Raw genomic sequence first — 23922 nt, 5'->3', positions numbered from 1 at the left:
ACTCGGCTGCGCCTTTTTTGTTTTAATCTGATAAATTATATAACAATAAAATAGGTCATGTTTAGGTGGTAATGTGAAGCAGCAACAAGGTTTTACTCTCGTTGAACTCATTATGGTGATCGTAATTATAGGGATCATCAGTGCCACTGCTGCTGCTCGCTTTTCAGGTCGGAGCGAGTTTGATGCCCAACTGACCCGTGATCAGGCGATTTCTGTTATTCGCCAAATTCAAATATCTTCGATGCAAGGGCAACGCGCTCCCTTGAATGTTTCTTCGCCATGTTTAGGCGTCTGCGATGCCGCTAATTCAGAAACGGATGGTAGCTTGCGTCAATCACAAACCAATACCGAGTTTTCATTGGTTGATGGTGGAAATACACGTGCTAAGTTGTACTTTAATTTGCTTGGGCAGCCTGTCAATGCAACATCTATGTTAGTGTGTGCTAACGGTTGTACCATTACGATTACGGCAAAAAATAACCAAACCGCCAGCATTTGTATTAATAGCCAAGGTTATGTATATAAAAAGAAAGATAACGAGGTGTGCAGTAAGTGAATACTCACATAAAACAACGCGGTTTTACTCTTATTGAAGGGATCATCACTATTGTATTACTCGCGATTGCGATGATCACCTTGGTGAGCTTTCTTTTTCCTCAAGTTGAGCGCTCTGCGATTCCTCAATATCAAGCGCGTTCAGCGGCAATGGCTGATGCGATTTTTAATGAAATATTAGCACGTCAGTTCGATCAAAATTCTAATCCTAATGGCGACAGTGTTTACCGCTGTGAGGATGATGCTAAAGGAAATCCTAATCCATGTACCTTGCCAGCACGTTTAGGGCCGGATGATTTTTTAGAAGCAACGAATCCAGCAATGGCTAATGATGTCGATGATTTTATTGGCTGTTGGGGAGATACAACGCAGTGCCCTAACCCTTATACATATAACGGTAATAATTATGTTAAACCCAGTTTAACTTCTCGCCGTGGCGAATTAACTGATTTAGTACCCAGTTTATCAACCGCAAACTATACCCATATTCATGCCACCATTAATGTCGAGTATGTGGCCTCACAACTTTTAAAAAAAATCACAGTGAGTGTGGATGCTGGACGCTATGGTAAATATGACTATATCGCCTATAGGGGAAATTATTGATGGCTAAGCCGCGCGGTTTCACGCTATTTGAAATGGTGATAGCAATTGTCGTGCTATCTATCATTATGATTGGTATTGGTAGCTATATTGCGATTGGTGTAAAGGGGTATACCAATACCGTTGATCGCGAGCGTCTGCAGTCTCAAGCCCGTTTTTTAGTTGCACGTATGACCAAAGAAATCCGTCATGCCGCGCCGAACAGTTTAAGTAATACATCTCATTGTCTGAGCTTTTATCCGATTATTGCTCCAGCGGTGTATTACGATAATTTACCGAATAACAGCAATACGATTGCGATCACTCCGTTACGTTTTTCTTCTAACTGGAGTAGTAGCGGTAATTTTGTTGCAGTGGGCTTTGCCTCATCTGAGCAATATAAAAATAACACCATAACTGTGAGTAGTATTACTGCGCCAGCTTCAAAAGATGAGACGTATCAATTGACATTAACTTCGCCAATCAAGGAGGCATCTTCTCCCGGTAATCGATTATATTTATACAAAGATAAGATCAGTTACTGTCAAGTGGGGACGACTATTGTGCGCAAGGTCAACGATGGTGATGGCATATTAATGGCTGAGAACATCGATAAATTTATACCGAATGTACAAACGGCGGGATTAAACAGTAATGCGATAGCGTTATTTACTATTCAGTATTTAGACTCACGCACTCAAGAAAAGTCAGATTATAACCATAGTGTACAGGTGATGAATGTCTTATAGCAGTTATAACAAGCAACGTGGTAGTGGCTTAATGATAGTGCTGTTCGTCATTATCGTTATGGGGCTCATGGCAATGGTGATGACGAAAATTGGTACCTCTAGTCAAACCATGACTACCAAAGAGGTGCTTGGAACACGAGCATGGTTTACAGCCCATTCTGCCAATGAAGTTGTATTAACTCGACTTTTCCCACTTGGAAACCCATTTCAGAGTGATTCCGATAAATGCATAACTTATCCATCATCTGAAATTGAAAAAATTATGCCGCCATTCCAAAAAGGGTGCCAAGTAATAAAGGTGGTATGTACAACGAAAAAGATTAGGTTATCAAGCGGTAAAACAGTCAATGAGTACCACCTAGAAAGTACAGCGACCTGCGGTAGTCATAACGTGGCGATGACACGTACCCAAGAAGTGTGGGCGAAAGATTTAAATGATTAAAAATTTTGTTTTTTTTATCTCCTTAATGATGTTGAGCGGTACGGCGTTGGCGAGTGAAGATGGGCCAGTATTCGACTTTGGGCAAAGTGATATTTCACGCCCCAATGGCTGTATTAACCAAGAATGTGAAATTGTCTTAAATAAAGAATTTACAACCAAACCGTTAATTTTCCTCATGCCGACCATTACAGATAATGGTCTTGATGCACCATCATCTTTAAAGATTACCCGAATTTACAAAAAAGGTAAGACGTATGCATTTGGGGTAAGACAGGTTTATCCGAAAGTATCGAACGCAATTCGTTTAGAAGATGAAGATAGTCTTTTAGGCTCTTGGGAGTCATGGGAAGCGAAATGGCATCATTTTAAAAATAAAACCTATACCTTATATCGTATTCCTATGCGTAAAATCACCTATTTTGCGATGGAAAAAGGCACCATTGCATTAGGCAATAATGGTCGTATTACTGCGGCAGAACTGACTGTACATAAACAGCTTGATGCTAAAGATCCTAAATTTCAAACCGGTAAAGGTGATATCGATTACGGCAAATTAAATCCATTAATAAAGAAAGGCAAAGTAACGCCGGTTACGATTCCTAGTGGATTTAAAAGTAAAACACCTGGAGGAATCGCAGAAATTCAGCCAAGAAATAAACCGTCTGTTATTTCGGCTACAGGTACAGAATCAGAGTGGATAACGCCGTTTATTATTCGTGGCACGATAAATCAAGGTACGAGCAATAATGGCCATTTTTATTTAGGCGTGGATAGCTCTGAAACTCAATATGTGCTTAATCATAATGTGACGATTGGTTATTTATTAGTTGAAGGTAGTGGTTTATACAAAGGGTTACAGTTTGCTTTAGGTCCAGCAGAAACGCCCAATACCCTAAAAGGGAATTATCATGGGATTGAAAAGATCACTAAGCCTGTTACGGAGCAATGTGCAGGCTTTACTGATTTAAAAGGCAGCGATTTTGATTTTTCGGATCAGTCAAAAAATCCCATCTTAGTGATTGCCTCTAAAAACTCCCGTTTAGGACCTAACGGAGGGTGGATCCGGTTATGTAAAAATCAACAAAAGCCGGGTAAAGATGTTCTTGAAGTAAGCTTTGTTACTGATGAAGACTTAAATGAGCATACTAACCCAGAACGTCAACATGCCAATGAGATGGTTGGTTTTATGGCTTTCCAGCGTCGTGCATCAGAAGAAGTCTGTAATGTATTCCCAGGTCCTGCTCAGACATGGCAAACCTCTACTGGCGCATTTAACGCTAGCCATAATGTCTTAATTAAAGGTTCAGCCGTAAAAGAAGGCAAACGCTATATAGGTTTTAAGACAATTAATTCAAGTGGTGGTGAGAATAATTACTGTAATGGCGAAGAATGTCATACGGCTCAGCCTTACCCGAGCTTATTTGCTAAAAAACAAGTGTTAGATACATGGCCTGCTGTTGATGATGGCGATTTACAATCGCAACGAGACGTTGGCAATAAAACGGTATTTTGGTTTAACACCATTAATTTAAGTAATAAAAATATTATCTTTCCTACGGGCTCTGTTGTTCATGTGAAAAAGATGAGTTTGATCAGCTCAACCATGAAGCCACTATCTGGGATTGCTGACGATTTACTTATTGTTGTTCATGATTTAAAACCGGTGAATGATATTCTCCATGATTATATTGAGCTAAACAAAGGCAGTCAGATCACTGGCTTAATTTACTCTGAGCGTAATCTTATGATGAGTGATGGCTTGAGTAACCAGATCACGCGAATTACCGGTGCAGTAACGGCGCCTAACATCACGATGACTGGCGATGTGAATAATATAGAAACAGAGATTATTGGTAGTAGTGCCTGTTTTGATCCTGAGCCTGAACCTAAATTTGAACTTACAATCACACCGACAAAAGTCACGAAGACCTTATGTCATGCCCAGCAAGTTGATTTTAATGTGACATCGGAGGATGGTACTAAAGAATTTGATGGTGATATTACGGTTAATATTACCTCATCAACAGGCGGTATCTGGGCGGATAATTCAGCGCTCGCATCTTCTCATCAGTTTACTGCGGGTACACATACATTTACGTTGCCAGTAAAAAATCAACATGCAGTTATTTGGGTATTACCCACGGGGTCGGAGACGCTGAAAATAACGGCAAGTATTGAGTTTATGGCTGGTGATGAACCTAAAGGTCAATATACCTTTATCCCTGGTGGTTTCGCGATTGATCTAAATGATGGTCACAATATCGTGGCGGGAAAAGACGTTACCGCCACAATTAAAGCCATGACATGCCAAGCGGGTAAGAACATCAAGCTAGTTGAAAATTATACTGGAACACGGTTATTAGATTTTTCAACTGAATACCAAGCGCCGAAAAAAGCAGCCGATCCCAATAACCCTATTACTGTCGAGATTGTACAAGGAAAGCATATTGAATCAGCGACAGGCGCATCTAAGCAAGCAAAAGTAGAGTTCGAGCAAGGGAAATCTGAACCGCTTACTTTGCGTTATCGTGATGCGGGTGTTATTGCTTGGCATGTCTCTGATCCAAATTGTACTAGTGATAGCTGCACGTTAACGACAACCAAAACGAAGGAAGCAAAAGCGTTACGTGAGCTGCTGCCTAATGGGTTAACCGGTTCTGTTGCAATTAATGCAAAGCCGTGGATGTTCGCGATTTGTCCGTTAAAGCCTAATGAAGCTAATACATTAGATACAGCAGATGGCACGTCTAAAAGTGGTGAGGGGTATATTGCCGCGGGGTTACCTTTTAATGTGCTGCTTAAGCCTTTAGTGTGGCAGGAAGGTAGCTCCCAAGGAACTGTTATTGATTCATCTGATAATAAATACTGTAGCTATTCTGTAACGGAGAATTTCCTTGCTCCAGATGCGCCAACTATGGGAAATGGGTTGTTGATGCAGGCTCACCTAGCCTCACCTTCTAGTGGCGTTATGGGGACATTTACGCAAGGTCAAATGACAGTAAAACCGACCTTGAAAGGGGTATTACTTACTGGTAATAGATGGTCTGAAGTCGGCAGTATTTGGCTACAGGTTGGGATGAACGATTATATAGAGAATGGCAATAATATTAATCAGAGTAAACGTCAAATAGGGCGTTTCTATCCTAAGTATTTTGCTTTTTCTAAGAATGAAGTAACACCTGCGATAGGCTCATTCACTTATATGGATCAGCCATTTGATGCTGGATTCACGATTAATGCTTTTAACGCGAATAATCAACCCGTTCAAAATTATGCCTTATTTGATCCGTCTCTTCAGAGTAAGTTTAGATTACAGTCGGGGAATAATAACGGGGGGTACGTACCATTAGATCTACGTTTAAAACAAATGCGCAGTGATAAATCGTTAATGTCTCCTAAAATCGGTGATTGGCAGCAAAATAGCCAAGGTAACTCTGAGGTTGTTTTTAAGCCGTCTAAACTGATATTCCAACGTAAAGAAAAAGATATTAACACCAGTATTGAAGATGGACCGTTTGACCAATGGCAGTTGCGAGTGAAACAAGGTGAAGCGTTTCCTGATCACGTAACATGGGCGGGGGAAGAGGTTAATGCACAGGGTGCACTAGTGGGAGTTAACGATCTCCGTTATGGACGCATGGTATTAGAAAATATCGGTGGTGATATTCGTAAATCGCTAGCAGTGCCGTTACGTATTGAATATTGGGATGGTACAGAATTTATTAAAAATACGAATGATTCAGTATCGCAGTTTAATGGAGCAAATTACTGTCGCGAAGTGATCAGTATGTATCCTGAAGATGGCAAGAGCAGTGCTTATACATCCGGTAGTGGTAAAGTAATGATGGGCAAAGCCTTATCTGGAGACTTTATGGCGAACCCAAGCCAAATCTCTGGATATGGTACCAGTTCAAATAGTACTACTTTTAAACAACAGGTAAGATTTTGGCAGCGTTTGAGTGCGGTGAAACCAGGGGTAAAAGATAAAAATCCCATTAACTGTTTTGGAGCCTACTCTCATCAACCTTGGCTACGATACAATTGGCGGAATTTAGGTGATGAAGACCCATCGGCTATTGTGACTTTTGGCGTATATCGAGGTAATGACCGAATATTATACCGAGATGAGCCAGGGATCCCTGCTGCTGATTACCAGTAAGTCTTATTTATTCATCAGAAAGCCGAGAGTGTGATCTCTCGGCTTTTTTGTGTGTAATTATTTACTCTGAATGTAGATGTTTGCGTTATTAATAATTAAGATATTAAGTTGAAATTAGTCAAATACCCTTAAGGCACGGACTCGCTTTTTATTTTGGGTAAAAGGATGTTTATGCGTTTATGTCTTAAGTTAATCAACGTTTTATTTTTCAGTTTATTCTTTGCATGGCAAGCGCATAGTGCTCAGTATGAATTTGGTACATTTGATACCAGCACCTGTTCATCATTTATTTTACCTGAATCAGCAAACTCCTATGAGGATCAATCGGGTTGTGTTGTTAGATTAAAAAATGCATATGCGACTAAACCGCTTGTATTTTTAATGCCAACAATACCCAGCGATAATCCAGATAATGACGCCCCTCAGACCCTTGCTTTGTTAAATGTTACAAAAAAATCTTTTTCCGTAGCACAAATAGTTGCGCCACTGTCTAACTCCTATTCGTTATCACGTAATCAAATGCCAGTGATTTCTTATTTGGTTATTGAAGAGGGGGTTACAACATTTGAGGATGGACACAGAGTATTCGCAGGCAGTGTGAATACGAAAAGATATTCCGCAGATGGTAAAAGGTCTTCACCAGCTTATGAAAGAGTGGATCTCTCCTCGTACTCTTCATTGTTGAGTGAATCGCCGATTGTTCTCTCAGAAGTCCAAACGAAAAACAATGAACGCTGGTTAACGACCGCAACTAAAAATATTTCATCAATGGGATTTGACCTAGGTCTTGAAATTACGCGTGTAAATAAACGTGATATTGACGTTGAGGAACATGAGAAAATTGGTTATTTAGTCAGTGTTCCTAATATTGGTGAAACCAATGGTTATGACTATGAATTTTCATCAGGTGATATCGTTTCAAATTCGGGTAAACTGAAGCCATTACAGTACACATGTAATACTCCTATTAATCTTCGTCAAACTTATACCACTGTTCCAAATTTTATCGCCGGGAAGTTGCAGCGCCAAGGTGGACAAGGTGGCTGGGTTCGTCAGTGTAAGAAGTCCTTAACACAGGTGAGTTTTGTTGTTGATGAAGATATCCCACCATGGACGTATATAGGTCAACGCGCACATATAAAAGAAAAGGTGGGCTTTTTTGCTTTCGCTAAAAAGCCGCTGGCCAATAATATTTGTAAATATTTTCTAAGCCCAGCTCAAACATGGCAAGGTAATAGTGATCCGAGTTTACAAATTGGGAAAGATAGTCGACTAATAAATACGGTTGAAATCAAAAATAAAAGGTATGTCGGTTTTCGCCAAGAAAGTATAAATAATTACCTTGATAAAGGTTGTGATGATTCTCCATGTAATGAGAATCAAGATTTAATTGTAAAGAAAGAAAATAAGCCTCAACTTCCTAGCTTTAAAGAAAATAAAAGTAATAATGTATTTGACGCTGGAAAACAAATTGAACCAGAGATCCCATACAGTGAATATAAAAATTTGTCTGTTAGAGGCGGATCTATAACGTTAAACAAAGAGATAAAAATTGAAACATTATCTTTAGATTCAAATAGTCAGCTAACATTAAAAACGGGCACCTACTGGATTGATAGTTTTATCGTAAATGGTTCTCGAATTGTTATTCCAGAAAATAATAAAGTAGTTATCTATACCAGAGGTTACTCTTTTAACCATACATCAGGAACTAATGGCGCTTTAATTAATGTAGATGGAAGTCCTGATAATTTGGTGATCTACGCCTATAATGAGCCACCAACTTCGACTTTGTTATTTAAAGATTTTAACGCCGTGTCTAACAGCTCTATTGTAAAGGCGCTTATATATTCAGAGAAAAAAACTTACTTAAGTAACAATGCGATAGTATATGGTTCGGTAACGATTAATCAGATAGAACTAATTAATAAATCAAAAATTATTGGTGAAAGTGAGTGTTTTGACCCTAAACCTGATAATTATATTTTAGATATTGAGCCATCAACTGCATTTTCATTAACCTGCGATTATTTGCCTGTTACGTTGAGTGTTAAAAATGAAGACGGAACGCTAGCTGACACCTATTCTGGTTCAGTATCAGTAACCACCAATATTTCAACAGCTGGAAAAGCATCGTGGTTTCCAATCAATAGTGAAACGCCTTATAAAGATGTTTCAGAAGTCGCTGACGTTAATATTAAAAATGGTGTTGGTCAGTTGCGGCTTAAAAGTCATGATTATATCGGCAATATAGCGGTTAAAGGACAATTAAATAATTCCCCATCAACCAACACCGTTAATGGTCGTTATACGTTTGTACCGTTTAAATTTGATATTTCGCCAAGTCCAATAAAAGTCATTGCGGGTAAACCTAGGGAAAATATTAAAGTAAAAGCCCTTGCTTGCAAAAATGATCAAGTAACGATTACAACAGGTTATCAAGGTGATAAACCGTTAGTTATGACGAGTACTTTCTTACAGCCAGCAAGCCAGGGTAATGGCGACTTACAAATAAAGGCTATGAATAGTGACTGGCAAACGTCTCAAGAAACATTTTCTTTTGATAAGGGGTTAGCGACCTTTGCGCTGAAATATCCCGATGCAGGTATTGTAGGGTTAAACCTTGCAGATCCTAATTGCTCGTTATCAACTGGCTGCGATATTTTTTCTACAGATGATGAATTACCAACAGAGTTTGGGAGTTGGAAACAATTAGAAGGCTCTGTTGAAGTGCATGCCCGCCCATGGACACTTGCCGTGTGCCCCAAAAATCAAGATGGTGAATATATAAAAGCAGACGGTACATCATCATCAGGTGAAGGCTTTGTGGCATCGGGTGAGAAATTTGATGTGGATGTAAAACCTATTGTCTGGCGCAATGCGGGATCTGAAACTGCAGATATTAATAGTCGGTATTCAAGTAGCATTGATTTGTGTGAAAGCACAATAACACCTAACTTTTCTAAAGCAGATGCTCCAGCTGCAAATGTTGAATTATCTATTCCATCAGATCATTCAATAACACCTGTGAATGGTGAGCCAGGTGAATTGCAAGGCATTAAAGTAAAAGAACATACTGAAGCTTTAACCTATACCGGTTTATCTTGGAGTGAAGTAGGGAGTGTTCGTTTACAAGCGAATACGGCTGCACAATATTTGGGTATGAATATTAATCAAGGCTATCGCAATATTGGCCGTTTTTACCCTAAATATTTAGAGCTTCAACCTAATCGCATTATATATCCAAACGGACATGATCAATTTGCTTATTTAAGCCAACCATTTAATGTTCAAGTCATGATAAAAGCGAAAAATGCGTTGGGTAATCAAGTGAATAACTACAGCAACTTTGATTTGGCGTATCAAGCTGATGTTGCACTGACTGCGTATGAGGATCCATCATTAACGAGCTTAAATCATCGTTTTTCATATCATCATATAACAGGCTTGACAGAGAAGAGCTTTAAGGGAAACTGGAATCGTGACGTTCAACAAACATGGCTATTAGCACGTAAGGCCATTGCAGCCATCAACCCAACAACAGAAGAAGATGGCCCTTGGTCTTTAAATAATAGCCGCTTTGGTGGGTATATAACAGAAAATCAAGATCCCATATCTATTCGAAGTAGTACATCGGTTAAAAACGATGTTATCGATACATATACCATCGCACAGTTCGAAGAAACGCCTAATTTACGTTATGGGCGAATGGTTCTAGATGATGCGATCAGCCCATTTGATCAACCTGTTAGTCTGCCATTAAAAATCGAATATTGGGATGGTAGTGAATTTCAAACCCATACTGATGATAGTGGCTCAACATACAACAGTAACTATTATTGTAAGCTGGCATTACATCCGGTTGATGGATCTAATACATCGATATTAACAACCAATATAACGGGAAAGGTCAGCGTTGGTGAAAGCGATGAAATTGAAGCTCATCCACAACTATCACCGCCTGCTAATTATAAAAAACAACAAACCCGTTTTTGGTTACGTATTGCAACCAACACACCAAGTAATATTGGTTGTAGCCAAACCAACAAAAAGCACCAACCGTGGCTAACCTATAATTGGCGAGAATTAGGTGATGAAGATCCATCCGCGATTGTGACATTTGGTGTATATCGTGGGAGTGATCGCATCGTTTATCGAGGTGAAAAAGGGTTAAATTAGGCCTTAGCGCAAATAAATTGCAAATCTGTGGTAGGTTTGACAATCCTTACCTTGTTTCAGTGTCTAGCGCTTGGTACATTTAGTGCAATTTAACGAATTTTGAGCTTTCAGGATTAGCCGAAGACTATGTTTAAAAAACTTCGTGGCATGTTTTCTAATGACCTGTCTATTGACTTGGGTACTGCCAACACCCTTATTTATGTCAAAGGACAGGGCATCGTTCTAGATGAACCCTCTGTGGTTGCAATCCGTCAAGACCGTGCAGGCGCAACAAAAAGTGTTGCAGCGGTAGGTCATGACGCAAAATTAATGCTTGGTCGTACACCAGGTAATATTGCTGCTATCCGCCCAATGAAAGACGGTGTAATTGCTGATTTCTATGTGACTGAAAAAATGTTGCAGCATTTTATTAAGCAAGTACATGACAACAGTATTCTTCGCCCAAGCCCTCGTGTGTTAGTTGCGGTTCCTTGTGGCTCAACGCAAGTTGAACGTCGTGCAATCCGTGAATCAGCACAAGGTGCTGGTGCTCGTGAAGTTTACTTAATCGATGAGCCAATGGCGGCTGCTATCGGTGCTGGTATGCCAGTGTCTGAAGCAACGGGTTCTATGGTGATCGATATCGGTGGTGGTACAACAGAAGTTGCAGTGATCTCACTTAACGGTGTGGTTTACTCATCATCGGTTCGTATCGGTGGTGACCGTTTTGATGAAGCCGTTATCAACTACGTACGTCGTAACTACGGTAGTCTTATTGGTGAAGCAACCGCTGAGCGCATTAAGCATGAAATCGGTTCAGCGTACCCAGGTGATGAAGTGCGTGAAATTGAAGTGCGTGGTCGTAACCTTGCAGAAGGTGTACCGCGTAGCTTTACGTTAAATTCAAATGAAATCCTAGAAGCTTTACAAGAACCACTAACGGGTATTGTCTCTGCAGTTATGGTTGCCCTAGAACAGTGTCCGCCAGAGCTTGCATCTGATATTTCAGAGCGTGGTATGGTACTGACGGGTGGTGGTGCACTACTTCGCGATTTAGACCGCCTACTGACAGAAGAAACAGGTATCCCTGTGGTTGTTGCTGAAGATCCACTAACATGTGTGGCTCGTGGTGGTGGTAAAGCGTTAGAAATGATTGATATGCACGGTGGCGATCTCTTCAGCGAAGAGTAATAATGCCTGCGTTAGTTTTCTATAAAACAGGTTATAGCGTTAGATGAAACCTATCTTTGGCAGAGGTCCTTCTCTGCAATTACGCCTGTTTCTTGCCATATTACTATCGGCTAGCCTTATGCTAGCCGATAGTCGTCTTGATGCTTTTGCCAATGTTCGTTATTTTCTGAACTCAGCAATCGCTCCGCTTCAGTATGCGGCTAATTTACCGCGTGAATTACTTGATGGCCTGAATGGTCAAATGAGTTCTCATCAGCAATTATTAGCTGAGAATAAAGCGTTGAAGCGTGATTTGTTGGTGATGAAAAGTAATGTTTTATTGCTTGATCAATTACAGCAAGAAAATCAGCGTTTAAGAAATTTATTAGGCTCACCGTTTGTGCGTGGTGAGCGTAAAATGATCGCCGAGGTGATGGCGGTCGACTCTGATCCTTATAGTCATCAAGTGATGATTGATAAAGGGCGTGTTGATGGAGTGTATGAAGGCCAGCCTGTTATTAATGATAAAGGTATTGTTGGCCAGATCTCCTATGTTGGCGCGCATAATAGTCGTGTGTTATTACTGATTGATCCGACGAATGCTATTCCAGTACAAGTTGTGCGTAACGACATTCGTGTTATTGCAACAGGAACTGGAAAGAGTAATGAGCTTCAACTTGAGCATGTCCCAAGCAGCACGGATATTCGTGTAGGTGATTTATTGGTGAGCTCTGGGCTCGGTGGTCGCTATCCTGAAGGATATCCGGTTGCACGTGTAACTGAGTTCTCTTTTGACAATAAACGCCCATTTGCACAAATTATCGCTAAACCAACCGTGCAATTTGACCGATTACGTTACTTATTATTAGTCTGGCCAACCGATAGAATGAAAGCGGCAGAAACGTCAGCCACAAAATCGATTGCGCCTTCAAGTGCGGTTTCAACCATTTCTCCTGCAGTTGCTGTACCAGCAAATGGTGTAAAACCAACAGCACCTATTGAGAACAAAAAGCCGAGCAGTGAGGTGAATAATGCCAACTAGCCAAGCACATGGCCGAATTTGGATTTGGTTGTCATTCGTTTTTGCGCTGGTGCTGCAAGCAGCTCCTTGGCCCGGAATGTTGGAACCGTTTCGACCTTCATGGGTTTTACTGGTTACTTGTTATTGGGTATTAGCCTTACCACATCGTGTTAACGTGGGAACTGCTTTAATTATCGGCTTATTGTGGGATTTGATTTTAGGATCTACGTTAGGTGTCCGCGGCTTAATGATGTCGGTGATTGCTTACATTGTTGCTTTAAATTTTAGAGTACTTCGTAACCTGTCATTAGGACAACAAGCGATTGTCTTCGCGCTGTTATCATTAGCCGGTAAGCTTATTGAATACTGGGCTGAATACTTAGTCTCAAATGTAACTTTTGAGCCACAACAATTATGGGCTGTCGTATTAAACTTTATATTATGGCCATGGTTGTTCTTATTATTACGGCGTATACGTCGTAAATTTTCGATTCGTTAATCGCAATAGCATAAAGGGGAAGCCAATTGGTCTTCCCCTTATTTATAATTAAATGTTTTTAAAGTATAAATGTAAGTTTGAGGTGTATCATGGCTGCTATTCAATTATATCTTGCTTCAGGTTCGCCTCGTCGAATGGAGTTATTAAATCAGTTAGGCTATCAGTTTGAACGTGTTGTGGTAGATGTCGAAGAATGCCACCAAGTAGGCGAAAGCCCTGAAAATTATGTTCAGCGTTTATCGCGCGATAAAGCCTTAGCTGGAGTAAAAGCAGCGCTGGCTGATTTACCTGTTTTAGGATCGGACACAATTGTTGTGGCTGATCAGCAAATATTAGAAAAACCTGTCGATTTTAATGATGCAGCGCGTATGCTGAAAATGCTGTCTGGTCGTCAACATCAAGTGATGACCGCAGTGACAGTCGCAACGAAAGAAAGGATTGAAACTAAGCTAGTGATCACGCAAGTGTGGTTTAAGCCTTTGTCAGATAACGAAATCAAAAAATATTGGCAAAGTGGAGAGCCACAAGATAAAGCGGGCAGTTATGGCATCCAAGGCTTAGGTGGCAAATTCGTTGAACGTATCGATGGCAGTTTTTATGCAGTGATGGGGTTACCGCTAGTGGAAACCGACATCCTGTTACAAGATTTTTTAAAGTTATAAGTAGAGGCAACCATGAGCACTGAGCTGCTGATCAATGTGACGCCGAGTGAAACCCGTGTCGCAATGATTGAACATGGCGTATTGCAAGAGATCCACATTGAACGTGAATCGAAACGCGGTATCGTCGGAAATATTTACAAAGGGCGAGTAAGTCGCGTACTTCCTGGTATGCAGGCGGCATTTGTCGATATTGGGTTAGATAAAGCTGCATTTTTACATGCTTCAGATATTGTTCCCCACACGGAATGTGTGGCTGAAAATGAGAAAAAACAATTTCAGGTGCGCGACATTTCAGAGCTTGTTCGTCAAGGGCAAGACATTGTCGTACAGGTGGTGAAAGATCCTCTGGGAACTAAAGGTGCGCGGTTAACGACTGATATTACCTTACCGTCTCGTTACCTTGTTTTCATGCCGGGAGCAAGCCATGTTGGTGTATCTCAGCGGATTGAAAGTGAGAAAGAGCGTGATCGTTTGAAAAAAGCGGTTTTACAGCATTGTGATGATTTAGGCGGCTTTATTATTCGAACGGCTGCAGAAGGGGCGAATACTGATGAAGTCGCTCAAGATGCCGCTTTTTTAAAGCACTTGTGGCGTAAAGTATTAGAGCGTCGTGCTAAGTATAAGCCACGTTCGATGTTGTATGGTGAGCTAGGACTTGCGCAACGTATCTTACGTGATTTTGTTGGTACTGAAATTGATAATATCAAAGTCGACTCACGCCAAGCATTTGATAAATTAAAAGAGTTTACAGATGAGTTCGTACCTGAAGTAACAGATAATATTGAATATTATTCAGGTCAGCAGCCTATCTTTGATCTCTATGATACCGAGTCTGAAATTCAGCGCTCCTTAGATCGTAAAGTTGAAATGAAGTCTGGCGGGTATTTGATCATCGATCAAACAGAAGCGATGACCACGGTTGATATTAATACCGGTGCGTTTGTTGGGCGAAGAAATCTCGACGAGACTATTTTTAATACCAATATTGAAGCAACGAAAGCTATCGCACGTCAATTACGGTTACGTAATTTAGGCGGCATTATCATTATTGATTTTATCGATATGATTTCAGAGGAACACCAACAACGCGTTTTACAAGCGCTTGAGCAAGCACTTTCTTATGATCGAGTGAAAACCAATATTAATGGCTTTACGCAATTAGGCTTGGTTGAAATGACGCGTAAACGTACGCGTGAAAGTATTGAACATGTGTTGTGTGGCACGTGTCCATCTTGTGATGGTCGTGGTACGGTGAAAACAGTTGAAAGTGTTTGCTATGAGGTATTGCGAGAAATAACCCGAGTCAATCGTGCTTACGATGCTGATCGATTTATCGTGTATGTTTCATCCGCGGTGGGTGAGGCCCTTATGGGGGATGAATCGCATGCATTAGCTGAGCTTGAGGTCTTTATTGGTAAACAAGTAAAAATAAAGCCTGAGCCGCTGTATAACCAAGAGCAGTTCGATGTGGTAATGATGTAATGATACCAATGGGGAAGAGTCAGTGAACCGTATGGTGGCAAAAACCTTACGTGGTGTATTGTGGTTAGTGGTTATTGTTGCAGTAACATTGGCTATTTTGATCAGTACTCTCCGCTTTTCTCTTCCTCACCTTGACCATTATCGTCAGCCAATAGCGCAGTGGCTTTCTCAGCAAACACATACCCAAATATCGGTAGAAAATATTGATGGGCGCTGGCTACAATCGGGGCCCGAAATAAAATTTAACCAATTATCGGTGGCTGAAAATAATCATTCAGCACCATTAGTGAAGGTTGGGCAAGCCGAGATCTATTTAGATTTCTGGCAGTCAGTGCTAACATTTAGACCCGTCTTTAAACATGTCCAAATTGAGCAATTCGATTTAGATATTACACAACTTCCACGTCGTGCTTCGAAACCCTCTTCTGATATTTCTTTTGTTAAACGGTTAGAGCAATTTTTTTTCACGCGTATTGATAATGTGACATTAAAAAACGCGACGGTTACCGTTCCTTCTCCTTCAGGTAAAGCATTACATCTAGCGGTTACACAACTTAACTGGCGCAATGAGGGAGGGCATCATTTTGCTCAAGGTTCCGTTGGATTGATTAATAGTCCATTAGGCCAAGTTGAAGTAAAAGCAGACATTACCGAACAAGGTGGTTTGTCTAGTGTGAATGGAACGCTATATCTCAAAGGAAAAAACATTTCGGTCACACCATGGTTAAATAAAAAATTTACCGGTGTCGCTGATATTTCAGACAGTAAATTGAGTATGCAAGCGTGGTTATCGTTAGATCAAGGCACGATAAGTTCAGCGATGATCCAACTTGCCAAAAGTCATATTGATTGGACGACCCAACATAAATCACACCAAATTGTTATTAACGGTGGCGTTGTTGCGCTAAAGCCCACCTTCGATAAACAGCAACGCGTATGGCGGATTGATACCGAGCAATTTGATATAGCTACCGATAAGATATCGTGGCCTAAATTTGATATCGCAGCGCAATTTTCACTTAATAAGCAATGGCAGCCTGTAAATTGGAAAGCCGCACTGACCAATATCAAATTAGATCGATTACTACCATTGCGATCTTTTTTACCCAAGTCGAATAGTATTACGGAAGCGATCACTGCGTTACAACCGACAGGGCTGGTGACAAAAATTCGGGTTGCTGGCGAGCAAGATAAGCCGATCCATTTTTCATTAAATCTTGATGATTTAGCATTTAAACAGTGGCAGTTACTACCTGGTATTAATAAGCTAAATGCGCGTATTGCTGGTGATACAACACAAGGTGCAGTGAAAATTCGAGTCGATGATGATGCTCTGCCTTATGGTAAGGTTTTTCCGAAACCATTAAACATCAATGACGCGACGATTGATGCATATTGGAAACATGATAATCACGGCACCAGTTTATGGAGTGATAAACTGAGTGTGGCCACCCCAGATCTCAATGCAAAAGGGCAATTTAGACTCGATTTTTATCAAAAATCGCCTGCATGGTTGGCTTTTTATGGTGAAGCGTCGGTTAAAGATGCTGGGCAAACATGGCGTTATTTACCTCGACCAGCGCTTGGTAATAAATTAACCCATTATCTAGCTACCGCGATAAAAGGCGGTACGGTGAAAGACGCTGAACTGCTCTGGTTTGGTCCTTTAAACACATTTCCTTATCCTAATCATGATGGTGTCTTTGAAGTTAAAGTCCCACTGAAAAAAGCAAAATTTCAGTTTGATCCTGATTGGCCATTATTAACAGATCTCAATCTTAATTTAGGCTTTAAAAATGATCGTATGACGATTGATGCCAGTCATGTAAAAACGTTATCAGCCGTTGGCTCTAATGTGGTTGGTGGGGCAAAATTAGCCCCTGATGGGCATTTGAAACTAGCATTTGATCTTGCCGCTAGTGGCAAAGATGTTACAGAGTACATGTTGAAAACGCCATTAGCCGATTCTGTAGGGAGCGCATTACAAACAGTGAGAGTGAATGGGCCTGTTACAGCTAAATTAACCCTTGATATACCTTTTGACGGCAGTGATGTGGATGCGAAAGGTCAGGTGTTTTTTAAAAATAATCGTATCGATTTACGAACACCAGCTCTGACTGTTGATAATACTTACGGTAGTTTAACCTTTGATAATGCCAAAATTAGGGCTGAAGACTTAAGCGGTAAATTATTTGATCAACCGATTAGGCTTGGATTTACGGGTAATAATGTTGCAAACAATCATTATCGAGTAAATGTTGATGTGGCTGGTGATTGGCAAGTCGCTCGATTGCAGCCTTATATTCCTAAACAGTTATTGCATTATCTTTCAGGAACCAGTGATTGGAAAACAAATGTCCAGGTAGATTTAGAAGGTGATTATTTTACTTACAAAGTAAAAAGTCTATTACCTCTTACCCACATTAAGAGTGATTTACCCTATCCGTTATCTTATCAACCTAAGCTCAATCAATCGCAGTTTATGACGGTGAATGTTGATGGCAATGCACAAAGCTTTAATGGGCAACTTCAGATGCCTGATGCGGCTTATCAAGCACGTGTGAACCTTATTGATGGAAAACCACAATTAGCAGCCAGTGATTTGATGATTGGTAAAAAAGAGATTCAGTCATCATTAGGTATTGGACATGTGGTGAATATCGATACTAAGGCATTCAATGTTGATTCGTGGATCGCTTTTGCGAATAAGTGGCAACAATCAAACACCAATAAAAGCCATGGTAATGAGGGGATTGTATGGCCGATTCCAAGCAAGATAGAGGCAAAAGTTAAGCAGTTAACCTTGGGCGGGTTAGTGTGGAATGATGTTAATTTGCATGTCAAACATGGTCATCAGTGGTCCGCGAAATTAGAGAGCCGACAAGCTGAAGGCTATATTACTTGGGATCAGAAAAATACAGTGAATGCGATCTTTAAATCCCTTCATCTTAACTTTCCACAATTAGATAAAAAGTCAGTTACTCAGCAGCAAGCTGATATTACTAAAAAAGCGCCTTCTCTATTATCTCCGATAGTCACAGCGCTAGATCGTAAGGTAATGGCTGCGATCCCTGCTATTAAACTTACGATATCGGATGCATGGCTACAGGGTTATCGATTAGGGCAAGTCAATGCTGTACTTGAGAAGTCCTCAAATCAATTAACGTTGAAAACGTTCAATATTAATGCTGGTAATATCAAATTAGATGCTAATGGACGTTGGTATTTTAAAGATAACCGTAATCATTCGGCGTTAAGTTTCATGGTGAAAGGTGACAATAGCTCCGATTTATTAGGTCGCTTTGGTATTGAAGGTGGCGTGCAAGATGCATCGTTTGATACGAGTATTTCAGCCGCATGGCAAGGATCACCTTGGGCGATGGATCGCCGAACATTAAATGGCAAGGTGAAAACAGATATTGGCAAAGGGCTAGTCAGTGGCGCATTTGGCGCAGGACGATTGCTTGGCCTGTTTAGTTTAGATTCTATTATTCGAAAAATGCAGCTCGATTTCTCGGGGGTATTTGATAATGGCTTAGCGTTTAACTATATCAAAGGAACAGGAATAATTAAGCAAGGCACCTTTGATAGTAACGATATCAAGATGCAAGCATTAGCCGGTGATATGTACATTAAAGGTAAGGTTGATCTGGTGAATGAAAAGGTCGATGCAAATGTGAAGTTTATTCCTGACTTTACCTCGGGCTTACCTGTTTTAACCGCTTTTGCTGTTGCGCCACAAACAGCGTTATATGTGTTAGCTATTTCAACGGTGTTATCACCCGTGTTAGATGTGATCACTCAGGTTAATTATCAAGTAACGGGTTCGATTGAAGCTCCGAACGTTGTAGAGCGCTCACGCTTATCTGGTGAGTATACTGTGCCTGATGAGTAAGCTAAATGAATGGGTTGCGTTAATTTTTATCAGTGGTACAACAAAGAGATAGTAATAAATACGTTATATGTTGAGTATAACAAGTGTATAGGCCCAGGGAGAAGGTCATGGCGAAGATTGGTTTAGTACAAATGAATTCGGGAGCCGATCCTGAACATAATCTCACTAAATTAAAAAAGAAAGTGAAAGGGCTTCAGCTACAAGGGGCTAAATTGGTTGTTACTCCTGAAAATACCTTAGTTTTTGGTAGTAAAGCAGATTACCAGAAATGGGCTGAACCTCTCAATGACGGCCCATTTCAAAAAGAATTATCAGCATTAACTGAAAAGTTAGGCATTTGGCTTTTACTGGGCTCAATGCCTATCTTACAACCCGATGGTTCAATCACATCAACCAGCTTGTTATATAACGATAAAGGCCAACTCCAAGAACATTATAATAAGCTGCATATGTTCGATGTCGATGTTGCCGATAAACACCGTAGCTATCGAGAGTCTGATACTTTTAAAGCGGGTGATGAGCTTAAAGTCGTAAAAACACCGTATGGCAATATCGGGATGTCGATTTGCTATGATGTAAGATTTCCATTGCAATATAGTGCATTACGCGCACAAGGCGCTGATATTATTGTTGTGCCCGCAGCGTTTACTAAGTTAACAGGTAAAGCGCATTGGGAAGTATTATTACGAGCTCGTGCTATTGAAACTCAGTGTTGGGTGATTGCCGCTGCACAATGGGGCGAGCATAATGAAGGGCGAGAAACATGGGGCCACTCAATGATTATTGATCCTTGGGGGCAAATTGTTGCCTGTCAGCAGCAAGGCACCGGTGTTCTGACTGCCAATATTGATTTACAATTATCTGAGAAGATCCGCGCCAACATGCCTGTTGCTGAACATACTAAATTTTATGTTCAACCGCGCTAAATAATTTAAGAGCAAATTAATGACCCTTAACACCGTAGAAAATACCATGCTAGACCAATCAGGTCTTGGCCGTGATGAACTGCATAATATCCTTGGGCTAATTGCAGCAAGAGATGTGGATTATGCCGATATTTATTTCCAATCTTGCTGGCATGAGTCGTTAGTACTGGAAGACAGTATTATTAAAGATGGTTCGTTTAATATCGATCGTGGTGTAGGTGTACGTGCGGTTGCTGGCGAGAAAACAGGTTTTGCATATTCTGATCAAATAAACCTATTGGCACTAACGCAAAGTGCCAAAGCGGCACGTGGTATTGTGCGCCAAGGGGGAAGTGGCAAAGTACAAACTTTCAGCCCACTAACACCATCAGGTATTTATGCCCCTATTAATCCATTAGGCAGTCTTGATAAATTCCAAAAAATTGCATTACTGGAAGAAATTGATCTTTATATTCGTACTAAAGAGCCATTAGTCACGGAAGTGTCGGTTAGCATCAATGGTGTCTATGAAGAGGTGTTAGTTGCCGCGCTTGATGGCACTTATGCGGCAGATATTCGCCCGCTTGTTCGTTTATCTATCAGTGTTCTGGTTGAAAAAGGCGATAAACGTGAGCGTGGTAGTGCCGGTGGCGGTGGTCGTTACGGTTATGAAATGTTCTTAACTGAAACCGATGGTAAAAGCCAAGCATTGTATTTTGCTGATGAAGCTATCCGCCAAGCATTGATTAACCTAGAAGCAGACGCTGCCCCTGCAGGTACCATGCCGGTGGTTTTAGGAGCGGGTTGGCCTGGCGTGTTATTACACGAAGCTGTCGGCCATGGCCTTGAAGGCGACTTTAACCGTAAAGGTTCATCGATGTTCTCTGGTCAGTTAGGTGAGCAAGTCACATCACCGTTATGTACCATTGTCGATGACGGTACACTGGTTGATCGTCGAGGCTCTATTAACATTGATGATGAAGGAACACCTTCACAATACAATGTGCTGGTGGAAGGCGGTAAGCTAAAAGGCTACATGCAAGATAAGCTTAACGCACGTCTAATGGGCGTAGCGCCTACTGGTAATGGTCGTCGTGAGTCATATGCGCATTTACCTATGCCTCGCATGACAAACACTTACATGCTGCCTGGTGAACATACACCAGAAGAAATTATTTCCAGCGTGAAGAAAGGCATCTACGCCCCTAACTTCGGTGGTGGTCAGGTCGATATCACATCGGGGAAATTTGTATTCTCTGCATCAGAAGCTTACTTAATTGAAAACGGTAAGATCACTCGTCCAATTAAAGGCGCAACTTTAATTGGTAGCGGTATTGAAGCGATGCAGCAAGTTTCTATGGTTGGTAATGACTTAGATATCGACCGTGGTGTGGGTGTGTGTGGTAAAGCGGGACAAAGTGTACCTGTGGGTGTTGGTCAGCCAACCCTGAAAATTGATTCAATGACAGTAGGCGGCACTGAGTAAATCTTCTCGCACGTCTATTTGATAAAGAAAAAGCCAGCATGAATAATTCCTGCTGGCTTTTTTTATTTTTACTTTATCACAACGAAAAGAGGTGAGTGATCACTTATCTTCTAGGTATAAAGATTTAAGGTATTGGAAAATTTCACGGTAAGCCTTACCTGGCTTCTCTTGTGATTTTTCTTTTGTTGCTTGGCGAACAAGCTGGCGTAAATGTTGGCGATCAGCATCTGGGTGATCGACCAAGATAGCATTGATCATGCTATCGCCATTTTCGATTAACTTATCCCGTTTTAGCTCAAGCTTTTTCAGCGCAACAGTATGCTGAGAGTGCTTATTACGTAATTTATCGAGTGCCGCTTGGATTGGTTCAATGTCGATAAAGCGCATTTGCTTACCGATATATTGAAGTTGACGACGACGTGCTTCTTTATTAAAGCGCTGAGCGTCTTTAATTGCATCCATCATTTCGTCATCAAGAGGCATCTTAGCGAGTGCATTAGGTGTTAATTCAACTAACTCTTCACCAATTTTTTGTAGCGCATCCATGTCGCGTTTCATCTCGGATTTACTTACCCAGATGATTTCTTCTTCTTCATCCCAAGGGGCTTTCTTGTTTTTACGGCTCATAATGGGCTCACTAACACTATCAATAGCTCTATTTTATCAGTTTAATAACGATTTTGGGCGTAAATTACATTATTCTATAACCAATAAGCAAAACTCTAACCTTAAGTGATTGTATGGACGTAAGAGAACAGGTAGCCCAGCAGCGTGTTGAACTGGAAGCTGCGGTTGCGAAAGCACTGGAAGTCGCCGGTAAACAAGCGGATGCCGCCGAAGTAGCCATTAACAAAACAACAGGGATCAGTGTCTCTACACGTATGTGTGATGTTGAGAATGTTGAATTTAATAGTGATGGCGCATTAGGGATCACTGTTTATCGCGGAAATCGCAAAGGCAGCGCATCAACTTCTGATTTAAGTGAATCAGCAATTGCTCAGACAGTAGCAGCCGCACTGGATATTGCTAATTACACTTCAGAAGATCCTTTTGCAGGGCCAGGTCCGAAAGAGTTAATGGCACGTGATATTCCTGATTTGGATTTATTCCACCCAGATGAGCCAGAGCCCGATCGCGCAGCCGCGATTGCTATTGCTGCAGAAGAAGCCGCATTAGCTTATGATCCTCGAATTAAACAAAGTGATGGCGCAAGCTATGATAGCCATTACGGTGTCCGTGTTTATGGAAACAGCCACGGCATGTTGGCAAGTTATGCCTCAAGTCGTCACAGCATCAGTTGTTGTGTGATAGCGGAAGGTAAAAATGGTGAGATGGAGCGAGATTACAGCTACACCACTTCACGTTTAGCCTCTGAGATGTGGACACCAGAGCGTGTGGGTCGCCATGCAGCTGAGCGTACAGTGGGGCGTGTTGATGCGCAGAAACTGACAACCCGTGAAGCACCTGTGATGTTTGCAGCGGATATTGCCACAGGCTTGTTTGGTCACTTAGTGATGGGGATCAGTGGTGCTAATCTGTACCGTAAATCTTCTTTCTTGGTTGATAAGTTAGGTGAGCAAATTTTCCCTGAGTGGTTAGGTATTAGCGAGCGTCCACATATTTTACGTGGTATGGCGAGTACCCCGTTTGATAGCGAAGGTTTAGCCACTTATGACCGTGAAATCATTACCGATGGTGTGCTACAAACTTACTTATTGACCAGCTACGCTGCCCGTAAAATGAATATGCAACCAACAGGTCATGCGGGTGGTATTCATAACTGGATGGTGAAATCGACCGGTGAGTCTTTTGAGCAAATGCTGAAGAAGATGGATCGTGGTTTATTGGTCACAGAGCTAATGGGCCAAGGTGTGAACATCGTAACAGGAGATTACTCGCGTGGCGCTGCGGGTTTCTGGGTTGAGAACGGCCAAATTCAATATCCAGTGTCTGAAATTACGATTGCTGGCAATTTAAAAGATATGATGCAGAATATCGTTGCTATTGGTAATGATACTGAAACTCGCAGTCAGATCTTAACTGGCTCGATGTTATTAGATTCAATGAAGATTGCTGGTGAGTAATTTTTGCTAAATTGATTAAAACGAAAAGCCCGAATCATGTTGATTCGGGCTTTTTTTATTTATTCATATTACA

At 41.1% G+C, this 23922-nt stretch carries 16 protein-coding genes; 15 read left to right on the top strand and 1 reads right to left on the bottom strand.

Going from position 1 to position 23922, the window contains the following annotated elements; all coding sequences use genetic code 11:
* Positions 1-73: 73 nt before the first annotated feature.
* The 14 genes from C9J42_RS11070 to tldD all read left to right on the top strand — a co-directional run bounded on the left by C9J42_RS11070 (position 74) and on the right by tldD (position 21765).
* Positions 74-556, top strand: coding sequence for a prepilin-type N-terminal cleavage/methylation domain-containing protein (locus C9J42_RS11070; RefSeq protein WP_107206513.1), 483 nt, complete (start codon positions 74-76; stop codon positions 554-556).
* Positions 553-1161, top strand: coding sequence for a prepilin-type N-terminal cleavage/methylation domain-containing protein (locus tag C9J42_RS11065; protein ID WP_107302000.1), 609 nt, complete (start codon positions 553-555; stop codon positions 1159-1161). The genes C9J42_RS11070 and C9J42_RS11065 overlap by 4 nt, the downstream gene beginning before the upstream one ends.
* Positions 1161-1886 (top strand): PilW family protein, encoded by a 726-nt coding sequence (locus C9J42_RS11060; protein WP_107206515.1) that lies wholly within the window; start codon positions 1161-1163, stop codon positions 1884-1886. Before C9J42_RS11065 ends, C9J42_RS11060 begins: the two co-directional genes overlap by 1 nt.
* Positions 1876-2328, top strand: coding sequence for an MshP protein (locus C9J42_RS11055; RefSeq protein ID WP_107246309.1), 453 nt, complete (start codon positions 1876-1878; stop codon positions 2326-2328). The genes C9J42_RS11060 and C9J42_RS11055 overlap by 11 nt, the downstream gene beginning before the upstream one ends.
* On the top strand, positions 2321-6487 hold the full coding sequence (locus tag C9J42_RS11050; RefSeq protein ID WP_107301999.1) for a DUF6701 domain-containing protein: 4167 nt from the start codon (positions 2321-2323) through the stop codon (positions 6485-6487). Before C9J42_RS11055 ends, C9J42_RS11050 begins: the two co-directional genes overlap by 8 nt.
* 171 nt (positions 6488-6658) lie before the next feature.
* Positions 6659-10666, top strand: coding sequence for a DUF6701 domain-containing protein (locus C9J42_RS21525; protein ID WP_158260207.1), 4008 nt, complete (start codon positions 6659-6661; stop codon positions 10664-10666).
* Positions 10667-10792: 126 nt separating this feature from the next.
* Complete coding sequence (locus C9J42_RS11040) at positions 10793-11836, top strand: rod shape-determining protein (protein WP_005371106.1); 1044 nt, start codon at positions 10793-10795, stop codon at positions 11834-11836.
* A 43-nt stretch (positions 11837-11879) separates the two neighbouring features.
* Positions 11880-12857, top strand: a complete 978-nt coding sequence (gene mreC, locus C9J42_RS11035; RefSeq protein WP_107287264.1) for a rod shape-determining protein MreC — start codon at positions 11880-11882, stop codon at positions 12855-12857.
* Positions 12847-13335 (top strand): rod shape-determining protein MreD, encoded by a 489-nt coding sequence (gene mreD, locus C9J42_RS11030; protein ID WP_107206520.1) that lies wholly within the window; start codon positions 12847-12849, stop codon positions 13333-13335. The genes mreC and mreD overlap by 11 nt, the downstream gene beginning before the upstream one ends.
* Before the next feature lie 89 nt (positions 13336-13424).
* Positions 13425-13997, top strand: a complete 573-nt coding sequence (locus C9J42_RS11025; protein WP_107287265.1) for a nucleoside triphosphate pyrophosphatase — start codon at positions 13425-13427, stop codon at positions 13995-13997.
* Positions 13998-14009: 12 nt separating this feature from the next.
* Positions 14010-15479, top strand: coding sequence for a ribonuclease G (gene rng / locus C9J42_RS11020; protein WP_005371112.1), 1470 nt, complete (start codon positions 14010-14012; stop codon positions 15477-15479).
* Positions 15480-15510: 31 nt separating this feature from the next.
* The gene (locus C9J42_RS11015; protein WP_233220740.1) at positions 15511-19374 is read left to right on the top strand and encodes a YhdP family protein; all 3864 of its coding nucleotides are present in this window, start codon (positions 15511-15513) and stop codon (positions 19372-19374) included.
* A gap of 107 nt (positions 19375-19481) precedes the next feature.
* The gene (locus tag C9J42_RS11010) at positions 19482-20300 is read left to right on the top strand and encodes a carbon-nitrogen hydrolase family protein (protein ID WP_107206523.1); all 819 of its coding nucleotides are present in this window, start codon (positions 19482-19484) and stop codon (positions 20298-20300) included.
* Between the two features lie 19 nt (positions 20301-20319).
* Positions 20320-21765 (top strand): metalloprotease TldD, encoded by a 1446-nt coding sequence (gene tldD, locus C9J42_RS11005; protein ID WP_107287267.1) that lies wholly within the window; start codon positions 20320-20322, stop codon positions 21763-21765.
* A gap of 99 nt (positions 21766-21864) precedes the next feature.
* Here tldD and yjgA read toward each other — a convergent pair whose 3' ends face one another.
* The gene (yjgA, locus tag C9J42_RS11000) at positions 21865-22392 is read right to left on the bottom strand and encodes a ribosome biogenesis factor YjgA (protein WP_107246317.1); all 528 of its coding nucleotides are present in this window, start codon (positions 22390-22392) and stop codon (positions 21865-21867) included.
* Positions 22393-22505: 113 nt separating this feature from the next.
* Here yjgA and pmbA point away from each other — a divergent pair, with 113 nt between their 5' ends.
* A complete protein-coding gene (gene pmbA, locus C9J42_RS10995) occupies positions 22506-23849 on the top strand; it encodes a metalloprotease PmbA (RefSeq protein ID WP_105061026.1) in 1344 nt (447 codons plus the stop codon).
* The last annotated feature ends 73 nt before the right edge of the window (positions 23850-23922 follow it).

This window comes from Photobacterium sp. GB-56, from assembly GCF_003026105.1.
Classification (GTDB): domain Bacteria; phylum Pseudomonadota; class Gammaproteobacteria; order Enterobacterales; family Vibrionaceae; genus Photobacterium.
The sequence above is the reverse complement of the archived record's forward strand: the minus strand, read 5'-3'. Positions and strand labels throughout refer to the sequence as shown.